At 73.8% G+C, this 13,976-nt stretch carries 12 protein-coding genes; 5 read left to right on the top strand and 7 right to left on the bottom strand.

The features are described from left to right. Positions 1–61: 61 nt before the first annotated feature. On the top strand, positions 62–520 hold the full coding sequence (locus ACSP50_RS19625; RefSeq protein WP_052311645.1) for a nuclear transport factor 2 family protein: 459 nt from the start codon (positions 62–64) through the stop codon (positions 518–520). A gap of 3 nt (positions 521–523) precedes the next feature. On the opposite strand, the gene ACSP50_RS19620 is transcribed toward ACSP50_RS19625, so the two are convergent. The 3 genes from ACSP50_RS19620 to ACSP50_RS19610 all read right to left on the bottom strand — a co-directional run bounded on the left by ACSP50_RS19620 (position 524) and on the right by ACSP50_RS19610 (position 2,814). Next, complete coding sequence (locus ACSP50_RS19620) at positions 524–1,102, bottom strand: DedA family protein (protein WP_014690999.1); 579 nt, start codon at positions 1,100–1,102, stop codon at positions 524–526. Between the two features lie 154 nt (positions 1,103–1,256). Beyond that, positions 1,257–2,456, bottom strand: coding sequence for an RNA polymerase sigma factor (locus ACSP50_RS19615; protein ID WP_014690998.1), 1,200 nt, complete (start codon positions 2,454–2,456; stop codon positions 1,257–1,259). Between the two features lie 40 nt (positions 2,457–2,496). Beyond that, positions 2,497–2,814 (bottom strand): YciI family protein, encoded by a 318-nt coding sequence (locus ACSP50_RS19610; protein ID WP_014690997.1) that lies wholly within the window; start codon positions 2,812–2,814, stop codon positions 2,497–2,499. A 92-nt stretch (positions 2,815–2,906) separates the two neighbouring features. Here ACSP50_RS19610 and ACSP50_RS19605 point away from each other — a divergent pair, with 92 nt between their 5' ends. From ACSP50_RS19605 to ACSP50_RS19595, 3 genes are all read left to right on the top strand, one after another. Beyond that, a complete protein-coding gene (locus ACSP50_RS19605; protein ID WP_014690996.1) occupies positions 2,907–3,611 on the top strand; it encodes a histidine phosphatase family protein in 705 nt (234 codons plus the stop codon). After that, positions 3,595–4,422: an NAD(P)H-hydrate dehydratase gene (locus tag ACSP50_RS19600; protein WP_014690995.1), complete on the top strand. Its 828-nt coding sequence runs from the start codon at positions 3,595–3,597 to the stop codon at positions 4,420–4,422. The genes ACSP50_RS19605 and ACSP50_RS19600 overlap by 17 nt, the downstream gene beginning before the upstream one ends. 78 nt (positions 4,423–4,500) lie before the next feature. Continuing rightward, on the top strand, positions 4,501–6,681 hold the full coding sequence (locus ACSP50_RS19595; protein WP_231956980.1) for a bifunctional diguanylate cyclase/phosphodiesterase: 2,181 nt from the start codon (positions 4,501–4,503) through the stop codon (positions 6,679–6,681). Here the strand turns inward: ACSP50_RS19595 and ACSP50_RS19590 are convergent. The 4 genes from ACSP50_RS19590 to ACSP50_RS19575 form a co-directional block, all read right to left on the bottom strand. Next, positions 6,626–8,812: an ATP-binding protein gene (locus ACSP50_RS19590; protein ID WP_014690993.1), complete on the bottom strand. Its 2,187-nt coding sequence runs from the start codon at positions 8,810–8,812 to the stop codon at positions 6,626–6,628. The two genes, ACSP50_RS19595 and ACSP50_RS19590, sit on opposite strands and share 56 nt — an antisense overlap. Before the next feature lie 79 nt (positions 8,813–8,891). After that, positions 8,892–9,845, bottom strand: coding sequence for a hypothetical protein (locus ACSP50_RS19585; RefSeq protein ID WP_014690992.1), 954 nt, complete (start codon positions 9,843–9,845; stop codon positions 8,892–8,894). 144 nt (positions 9,846–9,989) lie between these two features. Continuing rightward, positions 9,990–11,090, bottom strand: a complete 1,101-nt coding sequence (locus ACSP50_RS19580) for an aminopeptidase P family protein (protein ID WP_014690991.1) — start codon at positions 11,088–11,090, stop codon at positions 9,990–9,992. Further along, complete coding sequence (locus tag ACSP50_RS19575) at positions 11,087–12,568, bottom strand: MFS transporter (RefSeq protein ID WP_231956979.1); 1,482 nt, start codon at positions 12,566–12,568, stop codon at positions 11,087–11,089. The genes ACSP50_RS19580 and ACSP50_RS19575 overlap by 4 nt, the downstream gene beginning before the upstream one ends. 130 nt (positions 12,569–12,698) lie before the next feature. Between ACSP50_RS19575 and ACSP50_RS19570 the strand changes: the two genes are divergently transcribed. After that, complete coding sequence (locus ACSP50_RS19570; RefSeq protein WP_043514764.1) at positions 12,699–13,910, top strand: threonine/serine exporter ThrE family protein; 1,212 nt, start codon at positions 12,699–12,701, stop codon at positions 13,908–13,910. Positions 13,911–13,976: the final 66 nt, after the last annotated feature.

The following is a 13,976-nucleotide window of genomic DNA, read 5'->3' as shown; positions in this document are numbered from 1 at the left end:
CCGGGAGCGCGCGGCGGAGATCGGGGCGGACGCGGGCTCACTGCCCGCGTTAGGCTGGAGAGTGGGCCTTACGCATCAGGAATTCTTCGAACGGTACATCCATGCCGGTGCGATCAGCCGGGACCCGGACGCGGTCGCCGCCCTGTTCACGGAGGACGGTGTGGCGGAAGCGCCGCTGGCGCCCGACGACCATCCGCTCCGGCGGCTGGTGGGCCGCGACGCCATCCGGGCCGGAGTCGGCCGTTACCACCGGCAACTGCGCCTGCCGGGAACGATGAATCCGCAACGGTCGGCCTACGTGCTGCATGACACCGCAGATCCCGACGTCTTCATCGCCGAGATCGACGTCGCCCTCGATCGGGCCGACGGGCGGCAGACCACCATGTCGTTCGTGCAGATATTTCGTCTTCGCGGCGGGCGGATCGCCGTGCTCCGCGACTACTTCACCGAGCCGTCACCCGTCGCCGCCGACGTGGCGGTGGCGGTGGAACCTGGAGAAGGGTCCGCAGCACCCGCCTGATCCTCAGTGGGCGCGGCGGTGCCAGAGGAGGGCACCGGCCACCGCCGCGACCACGGCGGCGATCACGTACGGCTGGTAGCGGTGCAGCGCCCCGAGGATGCCGGTCCAGTGGTCGCCGGCCACGAAGCCGACCGTCGACCAGACACCCACCCACAGCGCCGCGCCGATCGCGTTGCAGACCAGGAAGCGGGGCCAGGGCATGCCGGTGGCGCCGGCCACCACGCCGTTGAGCTGGCGCAAACCCTCCACGAAGCGGGCGCCGGCCACCACCTTGGCACCGTGCCGGGCCATGAACTTCTCGAACCGGGCGAAGCGGGCCGGGGTCAGCCGGACGAACCGCCCGTACCGCAGCACCAGCCGCCGGCCGCCGAGCCGCCCGATCAGGTAGCCGACGCTGTCCCCGCAGACCGCCGCGACGAAGGCGGTCACCGCCACCGCGACGATGTTCAGGTGGCCGTGCCCGGCCGCCCCGGAAGCGGCGATGATCGCCGTCTCCCCCGGCGCCGGCACCCCGAAGCCCTCGACGAACACGGTCACCGCGACACCGAGATAGCCGTACGCGGCGAGCCCCGAGCCGACCATCAGCAGAGCCGCGCGCGACGGCTGTCGGATCCCACCGACCCACCATAGAAGCCGCTCGCTGAGAGCCGCCTGAAGCGCTGGTGGCCCCGGAACGGCTACCGCAGCGCCGGATGCGGGTCACCGAGCGCGGCACGCCGCCCTCCGGCGACCGTCGTCAGCCCAGACCGGCGCGTCGGTGATGCAGGTGGCGGCGTTCGGCCGGATCGTGGGTCAGGGCGATGGCCTGGTCGTACGCGACGGCCGCCGCCGCGGTCCGCCCCAGGCGCCGCAGCAGCTCGGCGCGCGCCACCCGGGCCGGCTGGAAGCGGGGCGCGTCCAGCGTGTCCAGGTGGGCGAGTCCGGCGGCCGGGCCGTCGGCCTCGGCGATGACGACGGCGAGCGCGACACTGCCGCCGAGCGACGGCGCCACCTCGTCGAGGGCGCGGTGCAGGGTCAGCAGCGTCGGCCAGTCGGTCTGTCCGCCGGCGGGACGGGCGCAGTGCACCGCCTGGATCGCCGCCTCCAGTTGGAAGCGGCCGAGGCGGCCGCGGGCGTGCGCGGCCCGCAGATGCCGGTGCGCCCGGGCGATCAGCCGCCGGTCCCAGAGCGCCGGGTCCTGCTCGGTGAGCGGCACGAACGAGCCGTCCGGACCGGTGCGGGCGGCCGCCCGGGCCGCCGAGAGCTGCACCAGGGCGGCCAGGCCGTGCGCTTCCGGGTCGCCGGGGGCCAGGCCCGCCAGGACCTCGGCCAGGTGCAGGGCCTCGGACGGGACCGGGCGGGGCTCCGGGCCGGTGGTCGACCAGTCCAGCACGTACACCGCATAAACCGCCTCGAGGACAGCGGTCATCCGCCGCGGCAGGTCGTCGCGGGCCGGCAACCGGAACGGGATGCCGGTGGTTGTGATCTTCTTCTTGGCCCGTACGAGGCGGGTGGCCATCGTGGCGGCCGGGACCGAGAAGGCCCGGCCGATCTGCGCCGCGGTGAAGCCCAGCACGGTGTTGAGCATCAGCGGGGTGTGCACCGTGCGGTCGATCGCCGGGTGGGCGCAGACCAGCATCAGCTCCAGGCGCCGGTCGGGGATCGCCTCCACGTCGATGTCGTCGACGTGGACCGGACCCGACCAGTCCGGTTCGAGAGCGACGGTGCGCCGGTGCTCGGCGGACTTCCAGCGGTCGCGCAGCCGGTTGCGGGCGACGGTGAGCAGCCAGGCGTCCGGGTTGGCCGGGGTGCCCTGCTCGGGCCAGGTGCGCACGGCCCGTTCGAGGGCGTCGGCCAGCGCATCCTCCGCGGCGGCGAGATCACTCGAGGCCGCGGAGAGAAGCGCCAGCAACCGCCCGTAGCGGTCCCGGAAGGCGAGGCCGGTCAGTGCGTCCATCGACCGTCGAGGAAAGCGGTGGCCACCGGGCGGATCTCGATCAGCCCCACTGCGCGCCGGGGCACTTCTCCGCCCAACCGATCGCCGCGTCCAGGTCCTCGACGTCGACCAGGAAGACGCCGGCCAGGACCTCCCTGGTCTCGGCGAAGGGCCCGTCCTGCACCCGCAGTTCCCCGTCGCGGCGGGTGACCGTGGTGGTGGCGAACGACGGCTGCAGCACGTCGGCGGAGACCAGCACCCCGGCCTCGTGCAGCGCCGCGCCGTAGACGCCGAACAGCCGCCGGCCCTCGGCCAGCATCTCCTCGCCGATCTCCCCGTCGGCCGGCTCCGGGTAGTGCATGAGCAACGCGTACCTCATGGTCCGCTCCTTTCTGTCACCAGCATGACGAACGAACGGCCGCCTGATCGTCACCCGGTTTCCCCGCCGAGTGTGGGGTATTACGTGGCGCCATGAGGGAGTTGGCGTGGCTGGGGATCGTCCGGCACGGGCAGAGTATCGGGAACATCGCGGCCGAGCGGGCCGAGCGTGGCAACGCCGAGGTCATCGACCTCGCCGAGCGGGACGCCGACGTGCCGCTCTCCCCCACCGGCGAACATCAGGCGCAGGCGGTCGGCAGACTGCTGGCCGCGCAGCCACCGGACCTGGTGATCGCCTCACCGTATCTGCGCACCCGGCAGACCGCCGGCATCGCGCTGACCGGCCTGGACGTGCCGCTGCTGGTCGACGAGCGGCTGCGCGACCGGGAGCTGGGCGTGCTGGACCTGCTGACCAACGCGGGGGTGCGGGCCCGGTTCCCGGAGGAGGAGCGGCGGCGGGCCCGGCTGGGCAAGTTCTACTACCGGCCGCCGGGCGGGGAGAGCTGGGCCGACGTGCTGCTGCGGCTGCGGTCGGTGCTGCGCGAGCTGCGCGAGGACCACGCCGGCGCCCGGGTGCTGCTCGTCGCGCACGAGGCGACCGTGTGGCTGGTCCGGTACCTGGTCGAGGGGCTGGCCGAGCCGGAACTGATGAGCCTGGCCCGCGGGCAGGCGATCGCGAACTGCTCGATCAGCGCCTGGCGCGACGGGACAGCCGAGCGGTTCAACGACGTCGGGCACCTGGCGGAACACGGGGCGCCCGCGACCGAGCAGGAGGAAGTCCGTGCCGAGCCGGCCTGAGATCATCACCCCGCGGCTGCTGCGCGACTGGCCGCTGCCCGACCCGCAGGCGTCCGCCTCGAAGCAGGACCGCGGCACCGTGCTGGTGGTCGGCGGGGCCAAGTTCACCCCCGGGGCGGTGCTGCTCGCCGGGGTGGCGGCGCTGCGGGCCGGCGCCGGGCGGCTGCAGCTGGCGGTCGCCGACGAGGCGGCCATCCCGCTGAGCATCGCGGTGCCCGAGGCCAAGGTGGTGGGGCTGCCCGAGCAGGTGGACGAACTGGCCGCCGACGCCGACGTGATCCTGCTCGGGCCGGGGCTCGACGACATCGGGGAGACCGAGGCGCTGATGCGGCGGGTGCTCGGGGCGGCCGGCAAGGACACCGCGGTGGTGCTCGACGCGTACGCCCTCGGTGCGTTGAGCAGGGAGCCGGACCTGCTGCCGCAACCGGCGGCGGTCCTCACCCCGAACCTGACCGAGGCCGCCCACCTGCTGGGCCGCGAACCCGGTGACGACCTGGTCGCGGCGAGCCGGGAGCTGGCCCAGCGGTACCGGGCGGTGGTGTCGCTGTACGGCCACATCGCCGACCCGGCCGGGAACGTGTGGCGGGAGGAGAGCGGCGACGCCGGCCTGGGCACCTCCGGAAGCGGCGACGTGCGCGCCGGGATCGTCGCCGGGCTGCTCGGGCGCGGTGCGGAGCCGGCGCAGGCGGCGTGCTGGGCGGCGTTCGCGCACGCGGTCAGCGGGCAGCGGCTGTCCCCCCGGCACGGGCGCACCGGATTCCTGGCCCGCGAGCTGGTCGATGAGGTGGCCATCACACTCGCCACGGTCTGACCCACCTCAAGTCGCCGCCGCCCGGGCCGATTCCGGTGACAGGCGGACAGTGGGTGGGAAGGCGGCACGGTGGCAGGTGTGGCTCTGCTCGCGGCCCTGGCCGAGGTGCTGCTGATCATGGTGGGCACCCACCTCGGCTTCCCCCACCTGCTCGTCTGGGTGCCGGCGGTGGCCGGCCCGGCGCTGGCGACCGTCGCGTTCCACCGCGCCTCGCGGCGCACCGACGGGGTGCTGCGCGCCTTCTGGCGGCGGGTGGCGGTGGCGATGGGCGTGGTGGCGCTCGCCGGACTGAGCCAGACGGTCGACATCAGCACGATGCCGTACTCCGACCTGCCGCCGATCGGCGCCCGCACGCTGCTGCTCTACCTGGCCGGCGCGACCCTGGCGAGCACCGCGCTGCTGCGCCTGCCCGGCGGCGGCAGCTCGTGGCGGCGGCTGACCACCGCGGTGCTGGACGTGGCGGTGCTCGCGGTCACCGGCGGGATCGCCGTGTCGCAGTACCTGGGCTGGTTCATGAACCGCTTCGGTGTCTCCGCGGCCGCCTGGTCGCTGAACATCGCCATGCTGGCCATCGCGGTCGCCGGCGCCGTGGTGGTCATCAAGATCATGGCGGCGCGGAGCAGCCCGGTCCCGCGCGCGGCGCTGTGGTGGCTGGCCCCGATCGGCCTGGCCGGCCCGCTGTCCACCGTGACGATGGCGCTGCTCAAGCCGTGGCCGCACCTCAACGGCAGCGCCGCGGTCCTGCCGTTCGTCGGGCTGTGCGGCGTGCTCGCCGTCCGCGCGCGGCCGCAGGCCGTGCGGCTGGACCGCCCGGCCGGGCCCGGTCGCGGGACCGCGATCCCGCTGGTCGCGACCGGTCTGACCAGCGTCCTGGTGGCCACCGTCTTCCTGCGCACCGGGCACCTGAGCACGGTCCAGGTGGCCGGCACCACGCTGCTGTTGCTGCTGGTCGTGGCCCGGCAGGCGGCCGCCCTGGCGGAGAACGGCGCGTTGCTGTCCACGGTCCACCACCAGGCCATGCACGACGAGCTGACCGGCCTGCACAGCCGGCGCTCGTTCACCGCGGCGGCGGCCGGCGCGCACACCGCGGTCCTGCTCGACCTGCGCGAGTTCCGGGCGATCAACGACGGGCTGGGCCCGGCCGCCGGGGACGCGCTGCTGATCGCGTACGCCCGGCGGCTGACCGCGCTCGCCGGCCCGGACGCGGTGGTGGCCCGGCTCGGCGGCGACGAGTTCGGTCTGCTGCTGCCCGGGCCGACGGACATCGTGGCCCGGCTGCTCGCGGCCGGCGCCGAACCGCTCGACGCGGCCGGCCACGACGTGCTGGTCGAGGTGTCGATCGGGGTCGCCGAGGGCGGCACCGACCTGTACCGGCAGGCCGGGATCGCACTGCGCGAGGCGGCCGCCGGCGCCGGCGACCGGGTGGTCCGCTACGACGCCTCGCTCGAACAGCGCCTCACCCGCCGCGCCACCATCGCCGCCGACCTGCGCCGAGCCCTGGCGGCCGGCGAGTTCCACCTGCTCTACCAGCCGATCGTCGACCTTCCGGACGGCCGGCTCAGCGGCGTCGAATCGCTGGTGCGCTGGCAGCGCGACGGGCACACGGTGTCCCCGGCCGACTTCATCCCGGTCGCCGAAGACACCGGGCTGATCGTCGAACTCGGCGCCTGGATCATCGACACCGCGATCGCCCAGACCGCCTCCTGGCTGCGCGAGCACGGCGCGGACACGCTGCGCTCGGTCGCCGTCAACGTCTCGGCCCGCCAGCTGCTCGACCCGAACCTGCCCGAGGTGGTGGCGCTCGCCCTGGCCCGGCACGGCGTACCGCCGCACCGTCTCACCGTCGAGATCACCGAGACCGCGGTCTTCGCCGGCGGCCGCGCGCTGGCCACCGTCAGCGCGCTGTCCGCGCTCGGCGTCAGCATCGCCCTCGACGACTTCGGCACCGGCCACTCGTCGCTCGGCCTGCTGCGCACCTGTCCGGTCGACGCGATCAAGGTGGACAAGTCGTTCGTCGACGGCCTCGGCGGGGCACCGCAGCAGGAGGCGATCGCGGTCGCGCTGCACGCCCTGGCCGACACGATGGGGCTGCGCACGGTCGCCGAGGGCGTGGAGACGGCCGCGCAGGCGCGGCGGCTGTTCGAGCTGGGCTACCGCCAGGTGCAGGGCTTCCACTTCGCGAGGCCGATGCCGGCCGAGGAGATCACGCGCCGGCTGACCGCTGTGGCTCCGACCACGATTGCCGGGGTACGGGGGTAGCCCCGTCCCGCCGCGCCAGGCCCCACTCCGCCCGAGCCTGCGCCAGCAGTCCGGCCGCGATCTCGTCGTCCACCCCGAGGTAACGGCGCACCCGGGCGAGCGCCTCGAAGGCCACCGACCGTTTCGCCCGCCCGGCATCCAGCGAGCCGTCGAACACCGCCACCACCGTGGCCAGGAACTCGACGTGCGTGGTCAGCGGCTCGCCGATAGGTCCCAGCCGAGCGTAGGTGAGCAGCGCCGTCTCGGTCATCTCGGCCGGTGGGTTGTCCGCCCAGGCGAACATCGGGCCGCGGGCCGCGCCGCCCGCCTGCAGGATCCGTTCCAGGTGCCGGCTGACCAGAGCCCGCGCCACATCGGTCAGGTGCCCGCGGTGCCGGGCCATCTCCCGGGCCACCCGGATCAGCTGGCGCGGCAGGCCGCCGGACAGGCAGTAGGCCAGCGCCACGAACGGATCGGGCAGTCCGACCACCCGCCGACCGAGCAGTTCGACGGCCCGCACGAAATCGAGGTGTTCCACACGGACCATCTCGTCGAACGTGCTGTCGAAGACGTCGCGCAGCCCGTGCCCGGCCAGGTCGAAGGCGCGCAGCGCGTCCTCCGACACCGACACCAGAAAGTAGCAGCCCGGCGTGTCGAATACGCCTTTGATGTCGTTGAGGAACCGCTCGGCGCCCTCCCCCGAGCCGATCCGGTCCAATTCGTCGATCCCGATCACGAGCTTCGGCGGTCCCGGCAGTCCCCGCAGTGCCGTCACCACCTCGTCGAGCAGCTCATGCAGGGCGGCGACCAGTTCCGGATACGTGAACGGCTGCGCCTGGCTGCTGCTGCCGACTTTGCCGGTCAGCTCGGCGCCCCATCGCCCGACCCGACCGGAAAGCTCCCGGGAGTCGGATCGCAGGTGGCGCAGTTGGGCACGCCGGCGCCGGGCGGTACGCAGGATCGGGCCTGGTCCGTGTACGGCGAAGTAGTCGCCTACCACGTCGCAGATCGACAGACAGAGATGAAGGACGAAGTCCCGAGGCGCGTACTCGACCGGAGCCGAGACGACCACGACCAGATCCCGGGGGTCGTCACCATGGTGATGACGGCCGTCGCGCAGGGCGTGCAGCAGCATGGTCTTCCCTGTCCCGCGCGGACCGGCGAGCGCGATGCTCGCACCGTCGAGCTGCTCCAGATGATCGAACAGTTGCTCGACGGCCGGGGTGACGATGTGGTGTTCGGTGGCTCTGCGGCTGCGCAGCCCCGGTGCTTCCCCCTGGATGTCGAGGGTCAGCGAATACCGTGCGGCGACCGCCTCGTTGATCCGGCTCCGCAGAAAGGGCAGCAGCGCCCGTTCCCGCAACTCGCGGCGCCAGTTCTGGAAAGCCTGCTCGGCGTCACCGCCGGGCCCGCGGATCGGCAGGTCCAGATCCGCATCGCTCGGCTGGCTGACCCCCACGGTCAGCATGAGACCGAGAAGGCCCACGCCGATGCTGAGCACCAGGCAGAACACCGGCAAGCCCACGGGACCGAATCCGAGGAACCCCCACCCACCACGGGTGTGCGCCCCGATGAACCCGGCACCGCCGAAGAAGACCGCGAGCATGATCAGCATCAAACTCTGGAGGCTGACCATGGGCAGGATGTGGCCTCTGCCGGACTCTCCGTCGTGCCGGGCGGCGGCCGCGTCCGTCAGTCCGAAGAACATGCCGAACACGGCGCCCGTCCCGCCACTGATCAGGACGATGAGGCCGACGACGCGCAGTACGTCCCGCGGATCGTCCAGGAGGAAAGCCCAGATCACCGCGATGATCGGCACCCCGGCCCAGACCGCGGCCAACAGCCCGATCAGCGCCTTGCCGATCCCGTTGATCCACCTCGGACCGGTCAACTGCCGCTCGGACACCGCGGAGGGAAGGCGGTGGATGGTGGCCTGCTCCCACGCCTGCTGTTCCGCGGCCACGATCGGGAAGACATCCGTACCCGCGCGGGCGCACACCTCGGCACGCAGTCGATCCGCCGGGACCCTGGCATCGAGCCATCCGGCGAACTCCGGCTCGGCCAGCGCCTGATCGAGGAGGTCGGCGAGGGTCCGGTCCCGTCGGCGGGCGAACCACTCGTCGGTGCGCGGCGGGTGGCGCAGGAACAGCATCGGACCAGGTTCGCTCGCCGTGCGCCCGCAGCGGAACGGCGCGTGCCCGGTTTCACCCGGAGGTGGCCGGTGGACCGGATCAGTCGGTGGAGGCCGGCGGGCGGTATCCGGGCCGGGGCGCGCGGGGCGGGGGCGGCGGGTAGTCGCCCGGGTCCTCGTCCAGCGGTTCGCCGTAGATCGACGTCTCCCGGGTCGCCGGTTCCGGCGCCGGTGACGGGGCCGCCGGTGCGGCGGCCGCGGCCGCCGGTGCGGCCGGGCCGGGGTCGAGGGCCGCGCTCAGCGCCGCTATGACGGCGTCGACCCGCGGGCGCAGCATCCGCCAGTCGCGTCCGGTGGCCAGGGCCGCGTTCTCCGCGTCGACCGCGTTCACCAGGTCGCGCAGCATGCCGGCGACCTGGCCGGCATAGGCCTGGCGTTCGCCGTCCGGCACCCGTTCGAGCAGCGCCGTCCAGCGGGCCTCCAGGGCGGTCAGGTCGTCGCGGACCGGCGGCCAGGCCGACCCGCGCCGGGCCGGGTCGAGGTCGGTCAGCAGTTGCGGCAGGCGCACGCCCAGCACGGCGCGGGTCTCCCCGGCCAGGCCGCGGGCTTCGGCGTCCCAGGTGGCGACCCGCCGGTCCCGGTTCACCAGCAGCAGGCCGACCAGCCCGGTGAGCAGGCCGATCAGCAGCAGCCAGGCCCACGGCCCGAGCCCGCCGTCGTCCTGGTCGGCGACCGGGGCGACCGCGGCCGAGGTGGACGTCGCCGCCGGGGTGGGCTCCTTGGTGGCTTCCTGGGTCGTCGGTGCCCTGGTCGGCTCCGCCGTCGGCTCCCTGGTCGGCTGGTCAGCGGTCGGCCGGGTGCGCGTCGGGGTCGGGTCGGTGGCCTCGGTGGTCTTCTCCTCGGTCGGCGTCGACCGGGTGGTCCGCTCCGCCGAGAACTCGACGGTCGGGCGGGTGGACGGCAGGCTCTCCGGCCTGTTCTCGCCGCCGCACGCCGCCAGGCCGCCCAGGATCAGGGGCACCAGCGCGAACGCCGCGGCCGGTCGGTGCTTCATCTTCATGCTCCTCGATGAGGAAAGCGGAACGTGCGGGCGCGTGGGGACGGGGCGCCGGCCGCGGCACCGATGGCGACAGCGGCCGGCGCCCCGCACGCCGCGGGCGACCCCCATCGGCCGCGGCGTATCAAGGAGTGACGGTCTTCAGGCCACGATCTGCAGGTCGTGGCTGGTGGTGTTGAGGCGCCGCCCGCCGGTCTCGGTGACCGTGACGATGTCCTCGATCCGGACGCCGAAGCGGCCGGGCAGATAGACGCCGGGTTCGATGGAGAAGCACATTCCCGGCACCAGCGTCTGCTCCTCCCCCTCCACCAGGTAGGGCGGTTCGTGCGTGGTCAGCCCGATCCCGTGGCCGGTGCGGTGGATGAAATGCTCGCCGTAGCCCGCCTCGTCGATCACCCGCCGGGCCATCCGGTCGATCTCCTGGCACGGCACGCCGGGCCGGACCGCCTCGAACGCCGTCTGCTGCGCGAGCCGGACCAGGTCGTGGACCTCGCGTTCCTCGGCGGTGGGCGGGCCGACGTGGACGGTCCGGGTGGTGTCCGAGCCGTACTCGTCCTTGAGGCCGCCGAAGTCGAGGACCACCATGTCGCCGCGCCAGATGACCCGGTCGCCCATCTCGTGGTGCGGGTCGGCACCGTTCGGGCCCGAGCCGACCACGGTGAAGTCGACCTGCGAGTGACCGTGCTCCCGCAGCAGCCACGCCAGGTCCCGGCCGACCTCGCGTTCGGTGCGCCCCTCGAACCGGACGCCGAGGATCTCCCGGTACGCGGCGTCGGCGGCCGCCGCGGCCCCGGCCAGCCGGTCGACCTCGTCGGCGTCCTTGACGGCGCGCAGCATCGGCAGCGCCCCGGTCATCGACACGTACGCCGTGCCGGGCAACGCCTGCTGCAGGCCGAGCAGGTGCAGCGCCCACGCCGAGTCGGAGACGGCGTACCGGCCGGCCGGGTCGAGCAGCCGGCCGGCCACCGCGTACGGGTCGGCGCCGTCCGCCCAGTCGGTGACCGCGACCGGCGCCCCGGCGGTGTCCGGACGTTCCAGGACCGGCACGATCAGGTGCGGGTCGTGGTCGGCGTCCAGCACCAGCAGGGTCATCCGTTCGGTGATCGCGGTCGGCCGGTATCCGGTGAAGTAGGTGAGGTCCGGGCCGGGCGTGACCAGCAGCCCGGTGAGTCCGGCGCCGGTGGCCTGCGCCACCGCGCGTTCCATCCGCTGGATGTGGTCCTTGCTGGTGAACGGGGTCATCGGGCGCCTCCGGCGGGTCGGGTCGGGATGGTGTGGCTGGTCGCCGCGGCGGCCGCGGCCAGGTGCACGGCGGCGACCGGTGCGGCCCGGTGCCGGCGCAGCAGGAGCGCCAGCGCGACGCCGGCGGCCGACATCAGGGCCAGCAGCAGCGCGCCCCCGGCGAGGCCGGCGGTCAGCGCCTCGGCGGGCGGTGCGCCGGTGGCGGTGCGGCCGTCGCCGACCCCGTTGGACACGGTCGCCGCGGCGGCGACGGCCAGCGACCCGCCGACGTACCGGGCCATGTTGGAGATCCCGGACGCCTGGCCGACCTGGTCGGGGCTGACCGCGCTGGTCGACGCCGAGGACGCCGGGCCGTTCGCCAGGCCCAGGCCGGCGGCGAGCACGATCAGCGGGACGACGAACGCGCCGTACGCCCAGGACGACCTGGTGAACACCAGGATCCCGCAGCCGATCGCGGCCAGTCCGAAGCCGATCGCGACGGCGTACCGCGGGCCGATCCGCACCGCCAGCGGGGTGATCACCGGCGTGATCGCGATCATCGCGGCCGCCGCGGGCAGCGTGGCCAGCCCCGCTTGCAGGGCGCTCATCCCGAATCCGTCCGGGTTCTGGAAATAGAGACTGAGCAGGTACATCAGCGCGTTGATCACGCCGGCCACCAGCAGGATCGCCAGGGTGGCGCCGACCAGTACCGGGTTGCGCAGCAGCGACAGGTCGACCAGCGGCGCGGTGGCATGCCGTTCGGCGAGCACGAAGCCGGCGGCACCGGCCACGGCCAGCAGCAGGCAGGCGATCGTGGAGAAGGAGAACCAGCCCCAGCTACCGCCCTCGCTGAGCGCCAGCACCAGCGGGACCAGGGCGACCGCGACCAGGACCGTGCCGAGCAGGTCGATCTCCCGGGGCCGGTCCGGGTCGCGGGATTCGCGGACGGTGAGCCAGGTGACCGGCACGCAGACCGCGGCGATCACCGCGTCGATCCAGAACAGGCCCGGCCAGCCGGTCGAACCGACCAGCACGCCGCCGATCAGCGGCCCGATGGCCGCGCCGATCGCCGACGCGGCGCCCCACCGGGTGATCGCCCGCATCTGCCCGGCGCCCGCCGAGTCCACCGAGAGCAGGCTCATCCCGCAGGCCAGGATGGTCGAGCCGGCCGCACCCTGGATCATCCGGCCGGCGATCACCCCGGCCGCCGACGACGACAGCGCGATCATCGCGCAGGAGAGCACGAACAGCACCAGGCCGCCCAGGAAGATCCGACGGCGGCCGAAGACGTCGCCGAGCGCGCCGGAGGTGACGATCACCGCGGCGCCGACCAGCATGTAGCCGGTGACCGCCCACTGCAGGGTGGTGACCGGGGCGCCGACGTCCTGGCTGATCGCCGGGAGCAGGATCGTCACCGCCGACGTGTTGGCGTTCACCACCAGGGCGGACACGCACGCCGCGAGCAGGACGCCGAGTCCCGCGGCGCGGTCGGTGCGCATCGGTGAATCCGTCGCCGCCATCGGCTGCTCCCCACTGTCGTGATGGGGTCAGCCTCCCGGCGGCGGGGTGCCGGAGCATCGCTCGCGCCGGATGAATCGCCGGGCCGACCGGTCCACCTACCGTCGCGGCATGGACGAGCTCGAGCTGCGGCAGTTCCTGCTCTACCTGGGCAGCGCCCTGACCGCCGCCGGGGAGGCGGTCAACCGGATCGAGGAGCACCTGCTGACCGTCGCGGCGGCCTACGGCTCGCCGCAGGCGCGGGTCAGTGTCCTGCCGACGTACCTGGTGGTGTCGCTGGAACCCGGGCAACCGGCCACGCTGGAGCCGACCCGCGCGCTGCGCGGCGGGCTGCGGCTGGACCAGACAGCCATGGTGTACGACGTTCTCCGCGCCGCCGGTCGCGCCGAGCTGACCCCGGCCGAGGGCATCGGGCAGGTGCTCGCCGCGGTCCGGATGCCACCCCGGTTCGGCGTGGTGACCCGCACCGCCGGACATGCGGTGCTGATCTGCGGCATCTGCCTGATCGTGGCGCCGACCTGGGCTGACATCCTGCTGGCCGCGCTCTTCGGGCTGGTTGTCGGCCTGATGCGGCTGGCCGGCGCGCGGTGGGCCAGCGCTCAGATGATCATGCCGGTGGTCGCCGCATTCACCGTCTCCGCGGTGACCTTCGTGCTGGCCGGGACCGGCTGGGCGGCCGCCGACCTGCGCGCCATGGTCGCCCCGCTGGTGACCTTCCTGCCCGGCGCGATGCTGACCATGGGGGTGGTGGAGCTGTCCGCGTACGAGATGGTCACCGGGTCGAGCCGGCTGGTCGCCGGCAGCCTGCAACTGCTGCTGCTCGCCTTCGGGATCATCGGCGCCGCGCACGTGGTCGGGGTGCCGGCGCCGGCCGCGCCCAGCGACGTGGTGGCGAACACGGTCGGCTGGTGGGCGCCCTGGCTGGGCCCGCTGGTCGTGGGGGTCGGCAACTATCTGCTGCTGGCCGGGCCGCGGCGGTCGCTGGGCTGGCTGCTGCTGGTGCTCTACTGCGGATGGATCAGCCAGTATCTGGGCAACGTGCTGCTCGGCGGCTACCTGAGCGGCTTCGTCGGCGCGCTGGTGCTGACCGTGGTCGCGTATTCGGTCGAGCGCCTGCCCACCGGACCGCCGGCGCTGGTCTCCTTCCTGCCCGGGTTCTGGCTGCTGGTGCCCGGGGTGCTCACCCTGATCGGGGTGACCGAGTATCTGGGGCAGGACACCGTGCGCGGCGCGCAGGACCTGGTCGGCGCGGCCGCCTCGATGGTGGCGATCGCGCTCGGCGTGCTGTGCGGGCACCCGCTGTTCCGGGCGGTGGCGCGATGACCGGCGAGGGCGAGCTGAACCAGGTCGGCGGCCGGCCGGTTCATCCGTACGGGATGACGATCTTGA

The organism is Actinoplanes sp. SE50/110 (genome assembly GCF_900119315.1).
Lineage (GTDB): Bacteria > Actinomycetota > Actinomycetes > Mycobacteriales > Micromonosporaceae > Actinoplanes.
Note: the sequence above shows the minus strand (reverse complement) of the source record. Positions and strands in the feature narration are given on the sequence as shown.